This window comes from Tamlana sp. 2_MG-2023 (assembly GCF_030548465.1).
Classification (GTDB): Bacteria; Bacteroidota; Bacteroidia; order Flavobacteriales; family Flavobacteriaceae; genus Pseudotamlana.
In genome coordinates this window covers 122,689-141,575 of record NZ_JAUOSF010000006.1, presented here as the reverse complement: position 1 = coordinate 141,575, position 18,887 = coordinate 122,689, and the positions used below count along the sequence as shown (strand labels likewise).

Sequence of the window (18,887 nt, the reverse complement as noted above, 5' to 3'; positions counted from 1 at the left end):
CTAACTAAACCATATTTCATGAAGAATAGATTATTGCTATTAATAGCTTTTGCTTTCATTTTTAAATTAGAGGCCCAAACTACTATCGTACCTAACGATAACGACTCTAGAGTGATTACAACAGGAATGCCATTTTTACTAATTGCATCCGATGCCCGTTCTGCAGGTATGGGAGATATGGGGGTTGCAACCTCTGTAGATGCTTTTTCTCAGCAATGGAATACTTCAAAATACGCTTTCGCGGAAACCAAATCTGGTGTTGGCGTGAGTTATACACCATATTTAGGTAAGTTAGTAAATGATATTTTTTTAGGAAGCTTAACTTATTATAATAGAATAGATGAACGTAGTGCTTTTGCAGGGAGTTTAAGATATTTTTCATTAGGAGATATTGAGTTTACAGATAATGAATTTGCAACACCATATACGCAACGTCCAAATGAGTTTGCTTTAGATGCATCTTATTCCTTGCGTTTAGATGATCGTTTTGCAATGGGGGTAGCTATGCGTTATTTGCGTTCAGATCTAAAGTTAAATGATGGTACGAGTGATACAACTCCTGCCAGTACTTTTGGAGTTGATATTTCTGGATATTACCAAAGTGAAGAAGTGGCTTACGCTGATTTCAATGGTAGATGGCGTGGTGGATTTGCCATTCAAAATATTGGTCCGAAATTTAAATACGATGAAGGTGGTCAAGAAAACTTTCAACCAACTAACTTGAGGTTAGGTGGTGGATTTGATTTCATCTTTGATGATTATAATAAAATCGCAGTTACTACAGAGTTTACAAAATTATTAGTGCCAACACCTCCAATTTTAGGTGATGAGTACTTGTATGATGACGTAAATAATAATGGTCAATATGATGAAGGAGTCGATACTTTAGGTGATTTAGAAAATGCAGATGTCATTTACAAAGGTAAATCTGATGATGTTGGTTTTTTACAAGGCATGTTCCAGTCATTTGGTGATGCGCCAGGAGGGTTTAGAGAAGAAATGAAAGAGATTACATGGGCATTAGGAGCAGAATATACGTATCAAGATGCTTTTGCTTTCAGAGCAGGATATTTTCATGAAGCTGAAGAAAAAGGAGCTAGACAATTCATGGCTTTAGGGGCTGGATTTAAGGCAAGTGTTGTAAATATCGATTTGTCGTATTTATTCTCAACTTCGCAAGTACAAAGTCCTTTAGAAGGAACTTTACGTTTCTCTTTAACATTTAATATTGGAGCAGGAACGTATGCAGAATACTAAAAATGAATTATGGTTCATTCATCAAAAAACTATTGTGAAAGCAATAGTTTTTTTGTTTCTAAGAGTTTCCTAACTTGTCATAAAAAATGAGAGTAACTTAATAATTGCCGTCTTATGAAAGAAGTAAAAATAGAATCGAAGTTATTCGTTTTTGATAACCTAGAAGAATTGCCTCGTGATATTGCTGGTTTAATGGGAAAAGCTATAAAGGCTAGAAGTCGCGCTTATGCACCATATTCTAACTTTCAAGTCGGAGCAGCGCTATTGCTTGATAATGGTGAGATTATTACAGGAAACAACCAAGAGAATGCTTCATATCCTTCTGGGCTTTGCGCTGAACGTACGGCTATTTATTATGCGGGCTCCCAATACCCAAATGCTAAAGTGCTATATATGGCTATTACGGCAACCGCGAAAGACAATCCGACGAAAGAACCCATTCCGCCTTGCGGCGCTTGTAGGCAAGCAATGGTTGAATATGAAATTAAACAACACGCCCCTATTGCGATATACTTTATGGGGAAGATAGGCGCTGTTGCAAAGTCTAATTCAGTGTCAGACTTACTGCCATTTGTGTTTGATAAATCTGTTCTTTTTTAACTATTTGAGCGCTTTCTGGGCGTGAAATCACTCTCAAATTTAAAATAAAGAGATAATACAGTCAAAAAATTATCAAATAATCAAAGGAGCGAATTATGGCTATATATTTCAATTTTTTTCACACTTTAGTGAAATTGCGTTTTTGCATTACAGCACAATGTGTTACTTTTGTAGTCGCTTATAAATTATCATAAAATTATTCCATGCAAAAAATCACAAAAGAGGTTTACCTCAAATGGTACGAAGACATGTTGTTCTGGAGAAAGTTTGAAGACAAACTAGCTGCAGTATACATTCAACAGAAAGTAAGAGGATTTCTTCACTTATATAATGGTCAAGAAGCTGTGTTAGCTGGAGCTTTACACGCTATGGACTTAAGTAAGGATAAAATGATTACCGCTTACCGTAATCACGTGCAACCAATTGGTATGGGGGTAGATCCTAAACGTGTTATGGCAGAATTATACGGAAAAGTTACAGGAACATCTAAAGGAATGGGTGGTTCTATGCATATCTTTTCTAAAGAATTTAGATTTTATGGTGGTCACGGTATTGTAGGGGGACAAATTCCTTTAGGTGCTGGTATCGCTTTTGGAGATAAGTATCACGGTAGTGATGCGGTTACATTATGTTGTTTCGGTGACGGTGCTGCAAGACAAGGGTCGCTTCATGAGGCTTTTAACTTGGCCATGTTATGGAAACTACCTGTTGTGTTTGTTTGTGAGAATAACGGATACGCGATGGGAACTTCAGTAGAACGTACAGCAAACCATACCGATATTTGGAAGTTAGGTTTAGGATACGATATGCCTTGTGCACCTGTAGATGGTATGAACCCAATTAAAGTTGCTGAAGCTTTTGATGAAGCTATCCAAAGAGGACGTCGTGGAGATGGACCAACTTTCTTAGAATTAAAAACGTACCGTTATAGAGGACACTCCATGAGTGATGCTCAACATTATAGAACGAAAGACGAAGTTGCAGAATACAAGAAAATTGACCCAATCACGCAAGTGAAAGATGTTATTCTTGAAAAGAAATACGCAACGGAAGATGATATTAAAGAAATTGATAAACGTGTTAAAGAACGCGTTTTAGAATGTGAGAAGTTTGCAGACGAGTCTCCATACCCAGAAAAGCAACAGCTTTACGATATGGTTTACGAACAAGAAGATTATCCATTCATTCAACATAAAATATAGACTATGGCAATAGTAGTAAATATGCCGCGTTTAAGCGATACCATGGAAGAGGGTACGGTAGCGGCTTGGTTAAAAAAAGTAGGAGACAAAATTGAAGAAGGTGATATTCTAGCTGAAATCGAAACCGATAAGGCAACTATGGAATTTGAGTCTTTTAACGAAGGAACCTTACTTCATATTGGTGTTCAAGAAGGTGAAACTACAAAAGTAGATGAGCTTTTAGCTATTATTGGTGATGAAGGTGAAGATATTTCTGAAATATTAAACGGAGGTGGAAGCGAAGCTCCAGCTGCTGAAGAAGCTAAAGAAGAAACAGCGGAAGCTGCTTCAACTGAAACTGAAGAAGCTCCTGCTGAAGAGGCTGCTCCAGCTGCTGCTGAATTACCAGAAGGTGTTATCGTGGTCACTATGCCGCGTTTAAGTGATACCATGGAAGAAGGTACCGTAGCCACTTGGTTGAAAAAAGTTGGTGATTCTGTAGAGGAAGGTGATATTTTAGCTGAAATCGAAACAGATAAAGCAACTATGGAATTTGAATCATTCCAGTCTGGTACTTTATTAGAAATAGGATTAAAAGAAGGCGAGTCTGCAAAAGTAGATTCTTTATTAGCCATTATAGGCCCTGCAGGAACTGATGTTTCTGGAGTTGCAGATAATTTTTCTGCCGGTTCAGCACCAGCTAAGGAAGAAGCTCCGAAAGCAGCTGCTCCTAAAAAAGAAGCGTCTAAATCAGCACCGGCTGCAAAAACGGCTTCAGCTCCTAAAAAAGCAGCAGCACCTGCACCAACGCCTGTTACAGAAAACGGACGTGTGTATGTGTCGCCATTAGCTAAGAAATTAGCAGAAGACAAAGGGATTAACTTGACTAAAGTTCAAGGTTCTGGTGAAAATGGTCGTATCGTTAAACGCGATATCGAGAATTATGAACCTGCAGCTTCTGCAGCTTCAGCTGGTAAATTTGTTCCTGCTGGTCAAGAAGATTATGATGAAGTTGATAACTCGCAAATGCGTAAAGCGATTGCTAAGGCACTAACGAATTCTAAATTCTCTGCGCCTCACTATTACTTAAATGTAGAGTTTGACATGGAAAATGCTATGGCATTCCGTGCACAATTCAACTCAATTCCAGATACTAAAATATCTTATAATGATATGGTTGTTAAAGCTTGTGCTTTAGCATTAAAACAACATCCTCAAGTAAATTCACAATGGTTCGCAGATAAAATGCGTTTAAATAACCACGTGCATGTTGGGGTTGCAGTAGCTGTACCTGATGGTTTAGTTGTTCCTGTTGTTAAGTTCGCAAACGAGCAAACTTTACCTCAAATTGGTGCAGCTGTTAAAGAACTAGCAGGAAAAGCGAGAAACAAAAAACTGACTCCAGACGATATGCAGGGTAGTACGTTTACAGTTTCTAACTTAGGTATGTTTGGTATTGATACATTTACATCAATTATCAACCAACCTAACTCAGCAATTCTTTCTGTTGGTAATATTGTTGAAAAACCAGTAGTAAAAGATGGTAAGATTGTAGTTGGACACACCATGAAATTATCTTTAGCTTGTGACCACAGAACGATTGATGGTGCAACTGGAGCACAGTTCTTACAAACATTAAAAGGATTTATCGAAAATCCAGTAACGATGTTAGTGTAATTAATTTTTCTTCCTCTATTGAAGGAAGTCTCAATAATTTTAAAACCTGTTTCATCTTTTTTGAAACAGGTTTTTTTTATCTTTAAACTATGAAAAACATATACTATTTATTCTTTTTACTACCTATTTTAAATTCTGGTGCTCAGGAAGTGCAGAAGCAATCAGAACAGTCTATTTTAAAAGAAAGTGTTGAAAAAAGCATGAATTACCTAGCTTCTGATGCTTTGGAAGGACGAAAAACAGGAACCGAAGGTTTAGAAAAAGCAGCCGTTTATATCGAGACCTTTTTTAAAAGTAACAACATAAAACCATTTTTTGAAACTTATAGAGATAGTTTTAATATTCAAGACCTTGTTGGTTACAACATCGTAGGGTATATTGAAGGTCATGATCCTAAATTGAAAAATGAATTTGTGGTACTTGGTGGGCATTACGACCATATTGGTTCTGCAAAAGAAGTAAACGGCGACACAGTTGCCAATGGGGCTAATGATGATGCCTCAGGAACAGTTGCTGTCATGGAATGGGCCAAACATTTTGCCAAGGCAAAATCTAATAAGCGCAGTATTTTATTCACACTTTACGATGCTGAAGAAATGGGCTTAAAAGGGTCAGAGCATTTGGCAAAACGGTTAAAGGAAATGAAAATTGATTTGTATACCATGATCAATTTTGAAATGATTGGGGTGCCAAGGGCTGAAGGTGAAATCATGGCCTATGTCACGGGGTATAAAGAATCTAATATGGCCGAGAAACTAAACAGTTACGCTAAAGAAGAACTGATTGGCTTTTTAGCTCAAGCCAAAGCTTACGGGCTTTTTAAGCGATCAGATAATTATCCGTTTTATAAGGCCTTTAAAGTGCCTGCGCAAGCCATTTCGACTTTCGATTTTACCAATTTTGAATATTATCATCATGTAGATGATGAAGTTGAATTCATGGATTTTCAGCATATGATAAATTTTATTAATAAAATGATTCCTGCGTTAGAGGGTATGATAAATGCACCAACTAAAGAAATTAAACTACATGAGTAAAAATATTATAATTACAGGAACAAGTCGCGGCATTGGTTTTGAATTGGTCAAGTTGTTCTCTAAGGCTGGGCATCAAGTGTTAGCGCTTTCGCGGAATGAAAAGCCCATTTTCGACTTAAATCTTAAAAATGTAACCGCCTTCTCATTCGATTTATCTGATGGCGATGCTTATAAAAAAGTTGAAGACTTCATTAATGAAAACTGGAAGCAAGTAGATGTATTGATTAATAATGCGGGTGCTTTAGTTAACAAGCCCTTTTCAGAGTTATCAATGGCTGATTTTGAAAGCGTGTATAAAACCAATGTTTATGGTGTTGCCGAATTAACACGCATCGTTTTACCCTTTATGAACGCCAAAAGTCATGTGGTAACCATTAGTTCTATGGGTGGCGTGCAAGGTTCTATGAAGTTTCCTGGGTTGGCAGCTTATAGTTCTAGTAAAGCCGCTGTAATTACCTTAACAGAGTTATTAGCCGAAGAATATAAAGAATCAGGTGTTTCATTTAATGTTTTGGCTTTGGGTGCTGTACAAACCGAAATGCTGGAAGAAGCATTTCCTGGTTATCAAGCTCCAACAAGTGCCTTAGAAATGGCGGAATATATTTTTGATTTTTCTCTTAACGGAAACAAATATTATAACGGTAAAATGTTACAGGTTTCCAATTCAACACCCTAATTTATGAGTAAATATAAATGTATTATTTTTGATTGTGACGGTGTATTAATTGATAGTGAGACTATTGCTATCGGTACTCTAGTTGAAATGGCTAATTTATTAGGTGCTAATATGGATAAATCCCAATCTATTATAGATCTCAAAGGGAAATCTTTTAACCATTGCCTTAATTTAATTTCCAATCGAATAAATAAGTTATTGCCTGAAGATTTCGAGTCAGAATACAGAGTCAATACCTTTAAAGCTTTCAAAGAAAATATACAGCCTATTAAAGGGATTAAAGAGGTTATTAAGAACTTGAAAATCCCATTTTGTGTGGCGTCTAGTGGACCAGAAAATAAAATTAGGTTAAATCTTGAAGTCACGGGCTTATTGCCTTCTTTTGAAGGGAAGATTTTTAGTTGTTATACCATTCAAAAATGGAAGCCAGAACCAGATGTTTATCTGTGGGCTGCAAAAACTATGGGGTTTAAGGCTAGTGAATGCCTAGTTATAGAAGATAGTGTTTCAGGCGTATTAGGTGCGAAAAACGGTGGCTTTGATGTTTACGGCTATACAGAACACGATTATAAAAACGAATTAGAAGTTTTGTCCACTAAAACTTTTTCTAAAATGAGTGATTTATTAGGGCTTATTAATAACGAAACAGCTTGATATTTGTCAATATCTCTTCAGATTTAAAAAGGACTTCAAAAGAATTCTGTTATTTTTGTTATGATGCAGAACCTACTTCAAAAATATATTCCACCAAATGCTCTATCGTCAATTTCAGAGCTTTTACAACACGAGAATTTGGTTGTTAAAATAAAGAAGGAACGTAAAACGCGTCACGGAGATTATAGACGCTTGCCAAATGGGAAGCATGAAATAACCATTAACTCCAATTTGAATTCCTATCGCTTTTTAATAACTTTGATTCATGAAGTTGCACATTTAGAAGCATTTAAAACTTACGGAAAGACTATAAAACCACACGGAAAAGAGTGGAAATATACGTTTCAGCATTTAATGTTACCATTTTTAAATCCTGAAATCTTCCCTATGGAGTTACTTCCTTTATTGGCAAAACATTTTAGAAACCCGAAAGCAAGTAGTGATACGGATGCCAATTTATCGTTGGCTTTAAAACAATATGATGAACCTAACGATAAAACCTATATTTTTGAAGTCCCACAAGGAAGTGTTTTTAAGATTTATAACGGTAAAATATTTCAAATGGGTACCAAGCGCGTAAAACGATACGAGTGCATGGAGGTAAAAACAGGTCGTATGTATTTGTTTAACCCCAATGCAGAAGTCGAACTGATAAAATAAAAACTATGAATAAGAATTATTATGCCATTTTAATGGCCGGAGGGGTAGGATCTCGATTTTGGCCTGTGAGTACTGAGGAATTTCCAAAACAATTTCATGATATGTTAGGCACAGGTGATACCCTGATTCAGAAAACATTTCACAGGTTAGCAAAGCTTATTCCGAAAGAAAATATTTTTATTTTAACTAATGAGCGTTATAACGATTTGGTTTTAGAGCAACTTCCTGAGGTAACCCAACGTCAAGTCGTTTTAGAACCTGCCATGCGTAATACGGCACCTTGTATCTTATATGCTTCTTTAAAAATTCAAAAGGAAAATCCAGATGCTGTCATGATTGTGGCACCTAGTGACCATTGGATTGAAGATGAAAACACTTTTTCTAAAAATGTAGAGCAAGCATTTGAATATTGTTCAGAAAATGATGCGCTAATGACCTTAGGTATTCAGCCAACTTTCCCTAATACAGGATATGGTTATATTGAATACGATAAGTCTTCCGCGGAAGCGATAAAATCTGTAAACCAGTTTAGAGAAAAGCCAGATTATGAAACCGCCAAAGATTTCATTGCGCAAGGAAATTTCTTGTGGAATGCTGGGATCTTTATGTGGAGTGTGCAAACAGTGGTTGACACTTTTAAGAAAAACCAACCGGGATTATTCGAATTATTTGAAAAAGGATTAACAGTATATAATACAGATGCTGAAGCAGATTTTATTTCAGAAAATTATCCGAAGGCAGAAAATATTTCCGTCGATTATGCCATCATGGAAAAGTCTAAAAACGTTTTTGTTATCGCTGCAGAATTCGATTGGAACGATTTAGGAACCTGGGGAAGCTTATACGACAAGCTAGATAAAACCGAGAACGGTAATGCTGTTGTGAATGCTAGAGTGTTGCCAGAAGACGCTTCGGGGAACATGATTCGTACTAAAAAAGATAAAATCGTAGTTGTAGACGGCTTGAACGATTATATTATTGTTGATAAAGAGGAAGTTTTACTTATCTTTCCTAAGTCAAAAGAACAAGATATTAAAAAAGTACTTCAAAATGTAAAAAACACTTTTGGAGAGCAATACGGATAATCATAAATGAGCGAAGAAAGTAAATTCAATTTTTCGGAAGAAGAAGCTAAAGAGGCTAAAGCAGAGCAAGAAACGCAAGAAGCACAGGACGCCGAAAAGGACAAAAACGTAAAAGAGTCAAAGGACGCCGTTAAAAAGGACGCCCAAGGACTTTTGGATAGTATCAAGATTTTTCTAAGAGAATTATTAGATTTTAGAGATGATACCGATAGGGAAGCCACAACCAAAGCCATTGTGGCTGATATTCCGTTTAAAGGTGCAACCGCATGGATTTTGGTATGTTCCATTTTCGTGGCATCTATTGGTTTAAATGCTAATTCAACAGCAGTGGTTATTGGAGCCATGTTAATTTCTCCGCTTATGGGGCCTATTTTAGGTATAGGCTTATCTATTGCTATAAATGATATTGATACCTTAAAGAAGTCTTTGATAAACTTAGCAACCATGATTGTTTTAAGTTTATTAACGGCTTTTCTGTTTTTCTGGCTATTTCCATTGAGTGAAGATACTTCTGAGCTCTTAGGACGTGTGCGACCAGATATTCGTGATGTTTTAATTGCCTTTTTTGGTGGTTTAGCTCTGATTATTGCTCGAACTAAAAGAGGAACTATAGCTTCGGTAATTTTTGGTGTAGCGATTGCTACAGCCTTAATGCCGCCACTTTGTACAGCTGGTTACGGATTAGCAAAAGGAAACTGGGTTTACTTTGGTGGTGCCATGTATTTGTTCACCATTAATACTATTTTTATTGCATTAGCAACCTTTTTAGTGTTGAAACTTTTAAGGTTTCCAATGCTAAAATATGCGAATTCTAAGCGGCGTCAATTCATTTCTAGAGCAGCCATGTTATTGGCTATCGTGGTGATGGTTCCAGCAGTTTGGACGTTCTTAAATGTATTAGAAGAAAGTAATTTTAAACGTGATGCCAGTAATTTTATTAGGGAAGAACTAACCGATTTACCGCATGGAGAATACATAAAAAATAACGCTTCTTATACTTTTATAGATGATGAAAACACATCTATTGATTTGAATACATTTGGTTTAGATGAAATTTCTGAAACCACTATTACTTTATTACGTAATAGTATGAAGGACTATAGCGCGTTGGCAAACACAAAGTTAAACATCAATCAGAATCGTTCTAAGAATTTAGATAACTTCAAATATATGGAGGAGTTACGTACCCGTGATTCTTTAGATCTTTTGTCGCAATCTGACAAAATTAAGTATTTAGAAGATCGTTTAAGGCGTTTTTCGAAACTTGAAAGTACTTATATGGCTTTTGATGGTTTAACTGAGGAGCTTAAAATTAATTATGAAAACATAGATAAGTTTTCATATTCTAATGTGATTAATACAGACTTTAAAAAGAAAGACACCATTTCTGTGTTTTCCGTAAAGTGGAAGGATGATTACAAGGATAAACAGCGCGAAAATGATAAAGCTAAGTTGGAAAAATGGCTGAAGCTGAAACTTAAATTAGATACTTTAGTGGTTAGACGATTGAATTAGAATTCCAAGTAAAAAAGTAAAAACCAAGACTTGATTAATTTTCAAATCTTGGTTTTTTTTATATAATAATTTTAAGTTTTTTTAAACTATGAAGAGTTTATTAATTCACGATAAACCCTTTGCTAAACATGCCTTCGGATGATCTTACTCGTAAGAAATATTGTCCTGGAGAAATATTTGAGTTTAAGCTTATCTTTAATTTGTCAGTAGAGTTATGAGAAAGATTAGAGTTTATTTGAATTGGTCTACCTTGAGTATCATAAACAATAATTGAAATGTCTCCAGATATTGGCGACGTGAACTTAACCGATAACTCAGAGTTTTGTACTGGGTTAGGGTATATATAGCCGTGATTAGAAGTGTTAATATGGATACCTTCTATAGATAATGTCGTATAGCCATCAAAGGTTACATCTTGCCAAGGAGTGGTGTTAGATGGGTTGTTACTACTGTTATTATCATACCAGGTAGTTTCAGCTCCTGGGCTATCAAAGAACTCAGGTTCGGTATGTGTAAGAGACCATTGGTAGGCATCGTTAATCATTTCTTCTAAAATATCTTGATAAGCCGGGTTGTTACTTAAATCTTGTGCGTTGTTTTCACTAATATTGGTGTCCAGGTCAAAGAGGTACCATCTTCCATTTCCAGAAGTAAATGCTTTTAAATTATCCCTTCTAATGCCAACATTGTTAATTGTTCTGTGTCTAATTGAATAAATAGACTCTCCTGATCGTGGGTTTGTACCAGCAATCACATGTGGCATTATGTTTTTACCATCAATTTGTTTTCCATTAGGAACTGAAGCTCCAGCAAGATCAACAAAAGTTGGATATAAATCCAAAGCAGATACTGGGTAGCTATATGTAGCTCCTGCAGGTACATTACCAGGCCAGTACATAAACATTGGTACACGAAAACCACCTTCATAAGTGTCTCCTTTATTCCCTCGTAGTGGCGAGTTGTTCGCTCCTTGGTCTGATCGTCCGCCGTTATCACTCATAAATACAATTAGTGTATTGTTTATTTCGCCATTAGTATTTAAAGCGTCTACCAGTTTTTTAACACCTCTATCTACTGAATATACCATAGCAGCATAATTATGTCGACTATCATCTGTATAGCTATAATTATAAGGTGAGCTAGTTAATGCTGTCTTATCGGAATCTAATGCAGTAAGTGGTGTATGTGGTGCGTTATACGACATGAATAAGAAAAATGGGTCATTATCATTGGCTTCTGCATTTTCAATAAAGGCTACCCCTTCATCTGTAAATAAATCTGTTAAATATACGTTACTAGGTTCATTAGCAGGACCATTGTTTTTTATTAAAGGTCGGTTATATGCGCCGCCGTATCCACCACCAGCAGTTGAGTTTGTCCAATAGTTATGACCACCGGTAAGCATTCCGTAGAAGTAATCAAAACCACGGGCATTGGGGTTATGTACGGAAGATTGACCTAAATGCCATTTGCCAATTAAGCCTGTGTTATAATTAGCATTTTGTAAAATTTTACTAAAGAAAGTTTCATTGGCATCAACACCTAAGACATACTCGTTGTCGTTTAAGTTAAATTGAGCACCAAATTCATGTGGATAACGACCAGTTAATAATCCTGCACGACTTGGTCCGCAAAAAGGATGTACTGCATAGGCCGATGAAAAAACGGTGCCATTATTAGCTAAATTATCTAGATTCGGCGTCGCTATATCTGTAGCTCCGTTATTAAAGCCAACATCTGAGTACCCCATATCATCGGTTAGAATAAAAATGATATTAGGTGATTGGCAAAGGGTAGTGAAATAATTAAAGCTTATGAAGCATAAGCATAAAAGTAATTTTTTAGGTACCATTATTTAGGGTTTTAATTGAAAATCCTGCAAGGTACGAATGTGAAGTATGAATATATAAGCTTGTATTTACCCTAAATATACTCGAAATTATCTCGTTTGAAGGTTGTTAACTATTTTCCTCTAAGTACATTTTACGTACTTTTTTAAATAAGTTTGAGGAATAAACAAAGTCCGTAACCACTTCATTGTCTGTTCTAAAAATATTTTCATGAGAGCCTTCCCATGCTTTTAATCCATCTTTTAAAAACACGATTTTCTCGCCAATTTCCATCACCGAATTCATATCATGCGAGTTGATAACCGTCGTGATTTGGTATTCATCTGTAATCTCTTGAATCAAGTTATCAATAACAATAGCCGTTTTTGGATCTAATCCAGAATTCGGTTCATCACAAAAGAGATACTTTGGTTTATTCACAATAGCACGGGCAATAGCCACACGTTTTTGCATACCACCAGAAGCTTCACTTGGCATTTTGTTATGTGCATTTTCTAAGTTCACTCTATTTAATACGAAGTCAACACGGTCTTGCATTTCGCTCTTACTTTGTTTGGTAAACATGCGTAAAGGAAACATGACGTTTTCAGCAATGGTCATAGAGTCGAATAAAGCACTGCCTTGAAAAACCATGCCAATTTGTGCGCGGATATTCCTTTTCTCGTCTTCATCTAAATTTGACAATACATTGCCGTCATAAGCAATCGAGCCACCTTCGTAATCAAAAATACCCAATAAACATTTTAAGAATACCGTTTTACCAGCACCACTCTGACCAATAATTAAACTGGTTTTGCCTTTTTCAAAAGTTGTGGTTATTCCTTTTAATATTTCAGTATCACCAAACGATTTACGTAAATCTTTAACTTCAATCATTAGCTTAATAACATTTGGGTTAATAAATAGTTTAAAAGAATGATAAAAACACTAGTCCAAACGAATGAGGTCGTACTTGCTTTTCCAACTTCTAACGCACCACCTTTCATATAAAAGCCATGATAAGAAGGAATGGTTGCTAGTAAGAAACCAAAAACACATGTTTTTATAAAGGCGTAGGTGATATGAAAAGGATCAAAATCCATTTGTACACCAGTAATATATGCTTCAGGAGAACTAAAACCGCCATACATACATGCCACTAATCCACCAAGAATACCTAAAAACATACCAATACATATTAGAAAAGGGTAAAGCAGTAAAGCGATGAATTTAGGAAAAACCAAATAGTTTACAGCGTTAATACCCATAACTTCAAGGGCATCTATTTGTTCGGTAACACGCATGGTCCCTATACTAGATGTTATAAATGAACCCACTTTACCAGCCATTACAATGGAGACAAATGTAGGAGCAAACTCTAATAAAATGGACTGTCTAGTAGCGAATCCAATTAGAGATTGGGGTATTAAGGGATTGTCTATATTCAATGCAGTTTGAATGGTAACTACACCACCAACGAAAAAAGAAATAAAAGCAACAATGCCTAAAGAGTTGATGATTAGGTCATCGATATCTTTTAAAATAAGTTTTTTTAAGACGCTCCACTTGGTGGGTTTGTGAAACATTTCACCGATCATTAAAAAATAGGTTCCTATATTATGCAGGTATTTCATATGCAGTTTTGTAGCTGCTAAAGTAAAAAAAACTTAGGGGTATTTAACCTTAATTTTAAATTAAGGCAGTATTAAATATGTATTTTTGGCTTTCCAAATTTAAATTATAATGAAATATATATTTTACATCGCTTTTACCATTGTATTTAGTTTTTCTGCTAAAGTACAAGGGCAATCTGTTTCTAATAGTTCAAAATCACCAGTTAAACCCAAGTTGGTAGTAGGTATCGTAGTGGATCAAATGCGTTATGATTATTTGACGCGTTTTGATTCAAGATATGGAGAAGGTGGTTTTAAGCGTATGATTAATGAAGGGTTCAATTGTAAAAACAATCATTTCAATTATGTGCCCACAAAAACGGCACCTGGTCACGCTGCGGTTTTTACAGGAACAACTCCAAAATACAATGGGATCATTTCAAACTATTGGTATGATAAAGAAATAAAAGAAGAGGTATACTGTGCTGGAGATGAAAGTGTGCAATCAATAGGAACAACAGATAAGGCCGGTAAGATGTCACCTAGCCGAATGTTGACGACAACCTTTGCTGATGAAAACAAATTGTTTACTCAAATGAAGGGTAAAACCATTGGTATTTCGGTGAAAGATCGTGGTGCTATTTTACCTGCAGGTCATACTGCTGATGCTGCCTATTGGTTCCATGGTGATGATGAAGGCGTTTTTATTTCAAGTTCTTTTTATATGGAAGCACTTCCAAAATGGGTAAACAAGTTTAACTCTAGTAAACAAGCGGATTCTTATTTGAAAAAGTGGGATACTTTTTATGATATGGACACCTATACTGCTAGTGGAGCCGATTTAAACGATTATGAAGGTGGATTTAAAGGGAAAGAAACGGCTACATTTCCTTATAACTTGAAAAAGTTAAAAGATGAAAATGGTAATTATAGTATTTTAAAAGCGACCCCATTCGGGAATAGTTTAACCACAGATTTTGCCATCGCAGCTATTGAAGGTGAAGATTTAGGTCAAGATGATATTACCGATGTACTTACACTTAGTTATTCTTGTACTGATTATGTAGGACATAATTTTGGTGTAAATTCAAAGGAAGTAGAAGATACTTATATCCGTTTGGATAAAGACTTAGAACGTTTTTTCAATGTTTTAGATAAAGAAGTTGGGAAAGGCCAATATGTAGTTTTTCTAACGGCCGATCATGGTGCTGTTGATGTGCCTGCTTATTTACACGCGCACAATATTCCTTCTGGATATCTAGATAACAAAGGGCGTAAAGAAGTGTTTAACGACTTTTTAGTTAAAACTTATGGGACTACAGAAGTTGTTGAAAACATAAGTAACGAACAGATTTTCTTGAATAAAGCCAAATTAAAAGAATTAGGCCTAAAGTCGGTTGATGTACAAAATGCTATTGTGGAAGAGCAAATGTCATACAAGCATATTTCAAAAGCTTATACTAGAGACGCCATTGTTTCTACGGAATTCACTCAAGGTATTGAGGGGATGATTAAAAGAGGATTCAATCAAAAACGTTCTGGAGATGTTGTTTTGGTGAATGATCCGGCCTACATTTCATACGGAAAAACCGGTTCTACTCATGGTAGTGGGTTGAATTATGATACACACGTGCCTTTCTTGATTTTTGGTGAAGGTGTAGCTCACGGTGAAACCTCAGAACGCACAAGCATTACGGATATTGCACCAACCATTTCAACTTTATTAGGTATTAGTTTTCCAAATGCTGCAACAGGAAAACCTTTAGGTTACGTATTAAAATAAATGAGTAAACGGAGTTTGTATGCTATTGTAGCCGCACTTATCATGGTAGGTGTGTATGGTTATGAACATTATTTAAAAGTAGAAGAGCAGCAAGTTGTTGTTGAAGCAGGTAGTACACCGAAAACAACCACGAACACTTTCTTCTTGCCTACCAGTACCACCGGGCAGGTGATACATCACAAAGGCTATTCTTTGTCTTATAGTGAAGCTCATGAACAACCAGAATGGGTGGCTTATGAATTGAAAAAATCTGATCTATCAAATCACAATTTTAAGCGGCCATATTTTGAAATTGATCCTGCAGTAAAGACCGGCGCAGCCCATTGGCGTAATTATAAGAATTCAGGCTATGATCGCGGACATCTATGCCCTGCAGGAGACAGGCGTTCAAGTAAAGCTGCCTATGATGAAACTTTTTTGACTAGTAATATTAGTCCGCAAGAACATCAATTTAACGCAGGTATTTGGAACACCTTAGAGCAAAAAGTACGCTATTGGGCGGCCAAATATGATGGTGTTTTTGTCGTGACTGGCGGTGTTTTAAAAGGCGATATGGATGTTATAGGTGATGAAGATGTGGCTGTTCCTAATTATTTTTATAAAGTATTGGTAGATTATAATGGTGGAACTCCTAAAATGATTGGGTTTTTAATGCCTCATAAAAACTCCAATAAGCCACTTTATGATTTTGTAGTACCTGTGGATCAAATTGAAGGGCTTACTGGTATTGATTTTTTTCCTGAGTTGGAAGATGATTTAGAAGATCAATTAGAAGCTTCAGCGCAGTATAAAAATTGGATGTTTAACTAAACTTGGCGAGCATGCCTTTCCAACGGAGGTTTCTAATGAATTTCCCTTCCTCTTCGGAAACTAGAAAATCAATTTGGTTCTTTTTGGCTTTAAAATAACCCGCTAAGTAGTCCTTAAACAATGCGAAACTTTTCTTTTTAAAGGCCAATTTTGCTGCTGAAATTAGGGTGATTGTAAAACCATAGCGCATTTTATACATGGCCTCGCCTTGTAAGTACTTAGAAGCTTTGTTGTAGCTGATGCCTGTTGGTTTTAAATGTTTTACGTGTAAGGATTCGTCGGTGATGAGCGCCCAACCGTAATATTTAGCCAGTAGTTCATCAACGGTGTCCCAGCCCATGGAAGGTTTAAGTTGTCCGATTTCTTCAAAACAAGCCTTTCTATAGGCTTTTAAGGCACCTCGAATATGGTCTTTGTTGGTGAGGTTTTCTAAAACCCAATCGTTGTTTTTTTCAATATAACAGAAGCCAGCGGCCATACCTAGTTTCGGGTTGGCTTTAAAATGAGTTGCTAATTGTTCTAAATAATGCTTCGGAAAAATAAGATCGGCATCAAATTTACAAATGACATCGTAGGTTTCGTCTAAGGTTTCAAAACCCTTATAAAAAGCATTGATGATTTTTGAACCCGGTAAATGCTTGTTTGATGATTTTGAATTTACCAATGAAATAAACGGATGCTTTTCCGCGAAAGCGTTTACAATAGATTGCGTTTTATCTGTTGAATTATCATTTACCACAACCACACGTTTGGGCAACAAGGTTTGATTGACCAAAGACTCTAAAGTGAGCCCAATCGAGGTTTCTTCGTTATGTGCAGGAATGACAATGTAGAAATTCAAAATAGAATTTTTTATAGGGTGCTATTTAATGCGTTCGGCATAAACAATATAATATCTAGGGGTAAACCAACGTAAAATAGGGCGAATGCCAATTTTTTTAGTCGGGTTGGTCCATTTTTGGCGGTCTATAATCTTCCAGCCTGCTTTTTCTAAGAGCCAGTCAAACTGCCAATCTTCAAATTCGTGATAATGACGGTCCAACATATCGGTTTTACTTCTGTAGGCAGATGAAAACCAAAGTTTCAGCGGAATACTCGCCACCAATTTATCTGATTTAATGGCTTTAAGAACGGTGAATGGGGAGAGCAGGTGTTCAAAAATCTCAAAGGCTGTAATGACTTCGGCTTCAGAATTTATAATGTTGGAGGTGTCGGTATCTAAATCTTCACCTTTTGTGTTTTCAACCTGATAACCGTGAGCTTTCATGATTTTAGAAAACGGATTCACAACGCCTAAATCTAATATAGACTCAGAAGTATTGATGTGTTTTTCTAAAAATTCAATGGTATGTTTAAAACGTTTATTGGGAAATGTTTTTTCGTACATGAATGGTTTATTTTTTTATTTCCGTGAAAACGGAAACGACAAATCATGAATTCCTAAGCTTATACCTCGTAAACAATGGCGTTGATGTTCATACCAGCGCCAACACTAGCAAACATGATATGGTCACCTTTGTTGATTTCTTGTCCGTCCATCTCACCATTCAATATCAAATCGTATAAAGTTGGCACGGTAGCCACGCTAGAATTACCTAGTTTTCCAATACTCATTGGCATAATACCTTCTGGCATTTCCATGTCGTAAAGTTCGTAAAAACGCTTTACAATGGCTTCATCCATTTTTTCGTTGGCTTGATGAATCAGGATTTTTTTGATTTTAGAAATAGCGATGCCACTTTTATCTAAGCAAGATTTCATGGCCATAGGGACGTTAGTTAATGCAAACTCGTAAATTTTACGTCCGTGCATTTTGATGTAACACCTTGGGTCATCACTCTCTTTGTTATAGGTTTCTCCGAAGAAAATAAAATGAGATTCATCTAAAGCGAAAGTAGCCGCTTCATGGGCTAAAATACCACCTTGTTGCTCTGTCGTCGCTTCTAGAATAACCGCACCAGCACCATCACTATAAATCATGGAATCTCTATCAAAAGGATCGATCACTCTAGAAAGTGTTTCAGCACCAATAACCAAACATTTTTTAGCGATACCAGACTTGATAAAAGCTTCCGCTTGAATCACACCTTGAATCCATCCTGGGCAACCAAATAGTAAATCGTAACCCACACATTTTGGGTTTTCAATACGTAGAAGGTGTTTTACTCTAGAAGCGATGCTTGGTACGGTATCACTTTGAATGCTTCCGTTTTTTACATCACCGTAATTGTGAGCCACAATAATATAATCAAGGTCTTCTTTAGAAATATTCGCTTTGTCAATAGCTTTTTCAGCAGCAAAAGTCGCAATGTTTGACGTTGTTAAATCTTCTTTGACGTAACGACGTTCTTTAATTCCAGTAATGGCTTTAAATTTTTTAACAACAACTTCGCTTGGGGCTTTAATTATTGAACCATCACTATTTAAAAATGTTTGTTTATGAAAATCTTCGTTTCTTTCTATGATAGAAGGAATGTAACTTCCAGTTCCTGTTATTTTTATATTCATAA

18 protein-coding genes are annotated in these 18,887 nt (G+C 36.1%); 12 read left to right on the top strand and 6 right to left on the bottom strand.

Annotation, left to right across the window (positions count from 1 at the left end; genetic code table 11):
- The first annotated feature begins 18 nt into the window (after positions 1–18).
- From porV to Q4566_RS11845, 10 genes are all read left to right on the top strand, one after another.
- Positions 19–1,257, top strand: coding sequence for a type IX secretion system outer membrane channel protein PorV (gene porV / locus Q4566_RS11890; protein ID WP_303421409.1), 1,239 nt, complete (start codon positions 19–21; stop codon positions 1,255–1,257).
- Between the two features lie 114 nt (positions 1,258–1,371).
- Positions 1,372–1,857, top strand: coding sequence for a cytidine deaminase (gene cdd, locus Q4566_RS11885; RefSeq protein ID WP_303421407.1), 486 nt, complete (start codon positions 1,372–1,374; stop codon positions 1,855–1,857).
- Between the two features lie 203 nt (positions 1,858–2,060).
- Positions 2,061–3,059 (top strand): pyruvate dehydrogenase (acetyl-transferring) E1 component subunit alpha, encoded by a 999-nt coding sequence (pdhA, locus tag Q4566_RS11880; protein ID WP_303421404.1) that lies wholly within the window; start codon positions 2,061–2,063, stop codon positions 3,057–3,059.
- Positions 3,060–3,062: 3 nt separating this feature from the next.
- Positions 3,063–4,715 carry a pyruvate dehydrogenase complex dihydrolipoamide acetyltransferase gene (locus Q4566_RS11875; protein WP_303421402.1) on the top strand — a complete coding sequence of 551 codons (1,653 nt, stop codon included), beginning with the start codon at positions 3,063–3,065 and terminating at the stop codon, positions 4,713–4,715.
- Positions 4,716–4,804: 89 nt separating this feature from the next.
- Positions 4,805–5,752 (top strand): M20/M25/M40 family metallo-hydrolase, encoded by a 948-nt coding sequence (locus tag Q4566_RS11870; protein ID WP_303421400.1) that lies wholly within the window; start codon positions 4,805–4,807, stop codon positions 5,750–5,752.
- Positions 5,745–6,428 (top strand): SDR family oxidoreductase, encoded by a 684-nt coding sequence (locus Q4566_RS11865; protein ID WP_303421398.1) that lies wholly within the window; start codon positions 5,745–5,747, stop codon positions 6,426–6,428. Before Q4566_RS11870 ends, Q4566_RS11865 begins: the two co-directional genes overlap by 8 nt.
- Positions 6,429–6,431: 3 nt before the next feature.
- Complete coding sequence (locus Q4566_RS11860; RefSeq protein WP_303421396.1) at positions 6,432–7,082, top strand: HAD family phosphatase; 651 nt, start codon at positions 6,432–6,434, stop codon at positions 7,080–7,082.
- 63 nt (positions 7,083–7,145) lie between these two features.
- Complete coding sequence (locus Q4566_RS11855; protein ID WP_303421578.1) at positions 7,146–7,742, top strand: SprT-like domain-containing protein; 597 nt, start codon at positions 7,146–7,148, stop codon at positions 7,740–7,742.
- A gap of 5 nt (positions 7,743–7,747) precedes the next feature.
- Entirely contained in the window at positions 7,748–8,827 is a 1,080-nt protein-coding gene (locus tag Q4566_RS11850; protein WP_303421394.1) for a mannose-1-phosphate guanylyltransferase, read from the top strand.
- Positions 8,828–8,833: 6 nt separating this feature from the next.
- A complete protein-coding gene (locus tag Q4566_RS11845; protein ID WP_303421392.1) occupies positions 8,834–10,342 on the top strand; it encodes a DUF389 domain-containing protein in 1,509 nt (502 codons plus the stop codon).
- A 100-nt stretch (positions 10,343–10,442) separates the two neighbouring features.
- Here the strand turns inward: Q4566_RS11845 and Q4566_RS11840 are convergent, their stop codons facing one another.
- From Q4566_RS11840 to Q4566_RS11830, 3 genes are all read right to left on the bottom strand, one after another.
- Entirely contained in the window at positions 10,443–12,194 is a 1,752-nt protein-coding gene (locus Q4566_RS11840; RefSeq protein WP_303421390.1) for a sulfatase-like hydrolase/transferase, read from the bottom strand.
- Between the two features lie 106 nt (positions 12,195–12,300).
- Positions 12,301–13,068, bottom strand: coding sequence for an ABC transporter ATP-binding protein (locus Q4566_RS11835; protein ID WP_303421388.1), 768 nt, complete (start codon positions 13,066–13,068; stop codon positions 12,301–12,303).
- On the bottom strand, positions 13,068–13,805 hold the full coding sequence (locus tag Q4566_RS11830; protein WP_216066319.1) for an ABC transporter permease: 738 nt from the start codon (positions 13,803–13,805) through the stop codon (positions 13,068–13,070). The genes Q4566_RS11835 and Q4566_RS11830 overlap by 1 nt, the downstream gene beginning before the upstream one ends.
- 109 nt (positions 13,806–13,914) lie before the next feature.
- Between Q4566_RS11830 and pafA the strand changes: the two genes are divergently transcribed.
- Complete coding sequence (pafA, locus tag Q4566_RS11825; RefSeq protein ID WP_303421385.1) at positions 13,915–15,567, top strand: alkaline phosphatase PafA; 1,653 nt, start codon at positions 13,915–13,917, stop codon at positions 15,565–15,567.
- Complete coding sequence (locus Q4566_RS11820; RefSeq protein ID WP_303421384.1) at positions 15,568–16,377, top strand: DNA/RNA non-specific endonuclease; 810 nt, start codon at positions 15,568–15,570, stop codon at positions 16,375–16,377.
- Here the strand turns inward: Q4566_RS11820 and Q4566_RS11815 are convergent.
- From Q4566_RS11815 to Q4566_RS11805, 3 genes are read right to left on the bottom strand one after another with little or no spacing between them, the layout of a single operon-like run.
- Positions 16,370–17,218 carry a glycosyltransferase family 2 protein gene (locus Q4566_RS11815; protein WP_303421382.1) on the bottom strand — a complete coding sequence of 283 codons (849 nt, stop codon included), beginning with the start codon at positions 17,216–17,218 and terminating at the stop codon, positions 16,370–16,372. The genes Q4566_RS11820 and Q4566_RS11815 overlap by 8 nt on opposite strands.
- 21 nt (positions 17,219–17,239) lie before the next feature.
- Positions 17,240–17,764, bottom strand: coding sequence for a methyltransferase (locus Q4566_RS11810; RefSeq protein ID WP_303421380.1), 525 nt, complete (start codon positions 17,762–17,764; stop codon positions 17,240–17,242).
- A gap of 59 nt (positions 17,765–17,823) precedes the next feature.
- Positions 17,824–18,885, bottom strand: coding sequence for a 3-oxoacyl-ACP synthase III family protein (locus Q4566_RS11805; RefSeq protein ID WP_303421378.1), 1,062 nt, complete (start codon positions 18,883–18,885; stop codon positions 17,824–17,826).
- Between the last annotated feature and the right edge of the window lie 2 nt (positions 18,886–18,887).

Bases quoted from the DNA above. Each gene is read 5' to 3' on its own strand.
- porV (WP_303421409.1), top strand. From the start codon at position 19: ATGAAGAATAGATTATTGCTATTAATAGCTTTTGCTTTCATTTTTAAA.
- cdd (WP_303421407.1), top strand. From the start codon at position 1,372: ATGAAAGAAGTAAAAATAGAATCGAAGTTATTCGTTTTTGATAACCTA.
- pdhA (WP_303421404.1), top strand. From the start codon at position 2,061: ATGCAAAAAATCACAAAAGAGGTTTACCTCAAATGGTACGAAGACATG.
- Q4566_RS11875 (WP_303421402.1), top strand. From the start codon at position 3,063: ATGGCAATAGTAGTAAATATGCCGCGTTTAAGCGATACCATGGAAGAG.
- Q4566_RS11870 (WP_303421400.1), top strand. From the start codon at position 4,805: ATGAAAAACATATACTATTTATTCTTTTTACTACCTATTTTAAATTCT.
- Q4566_RS11865 (WP_303421398.1), top strand. From the start codon at position 5,745: ATGAGTAAAAATATTATAATTACAGGAACAAGTCGCGGCATTGGTTTT.
- Q4566_RS11860 (WP_303421396.1), top strand. From the start codon at position 6,432: ATGAGTAAATATAAATGTATTATTTTTGATTGTGACGGTGTATTAATT.
- Q4566_RS11855 (WP_303421578.1), top strand. From the start codon at position 7,146: ATGCAGAACCTACTTCAAAAATATATTCCACCAAATGCTCTATCGTCA.
- Q4566_RS11850 (WP_303421394.1), top strand. From the start codon at position 7,748: ATGAATAAGAATTATTATGCCATTTTAATGGCCGGAGGGGTAGGATCT.
- Q4566_RS11845 (WP_303421392.1), top strand. From the start codon at position 8,834: ATGAGCGAAGAAAGTAAATTCAATTTTTCGGAAGAAGAAGCTAAAGAG.
- Q4566_RS11840 (WP_303421390.1), bottom strand. From the start codon at position 12,194: ATGGTACCTAAAAAATTACTTTTATGCTTATGCTTCATAAGCTTTAAT.
- Q4566_RS11835 (WP_303421388.1), bottom strand. From the start codon at position 13,068: ATGATTGAAGTTAAAGATTTACGTAAATCGTTTGGTGATACTGAAATA.
- Q4566_RS11830 (WP_216066319.1), bottom strand. From the start codon at position 13,805: ATGAAATACCTGCATAATATAGGAACCTATTTTTTAATGATCGGTGAA.
- pafA (WP_303421385.1), top strand. From the start codon at position 13,915: ATGAAATATATATTTTACATCGCTTTTACCATTGTATTTAGTTTTTCT.
- Q4566_RS11820 (WP_303421384.1), top strand. From the start codon at position 15,568: ATGAGTAAACGGAGTTTGTATGCTATTGTAGCCGCACTTATCATGGTA.
- Q4566_RS11810 (WP_303421380.1), bottom strand. From the start codon at position 17,764: ATGTACGAAAAAACATTTCCCAATAAACGTTTTAAACATACCATTGAA.
- Q4566_RS11805 (WP_303421378.1), bottom strand. From the start codon at position 18,885: ATGAATATAAAAATAACAGGAACTGGAAGTTACATTCCTTCTATCATA.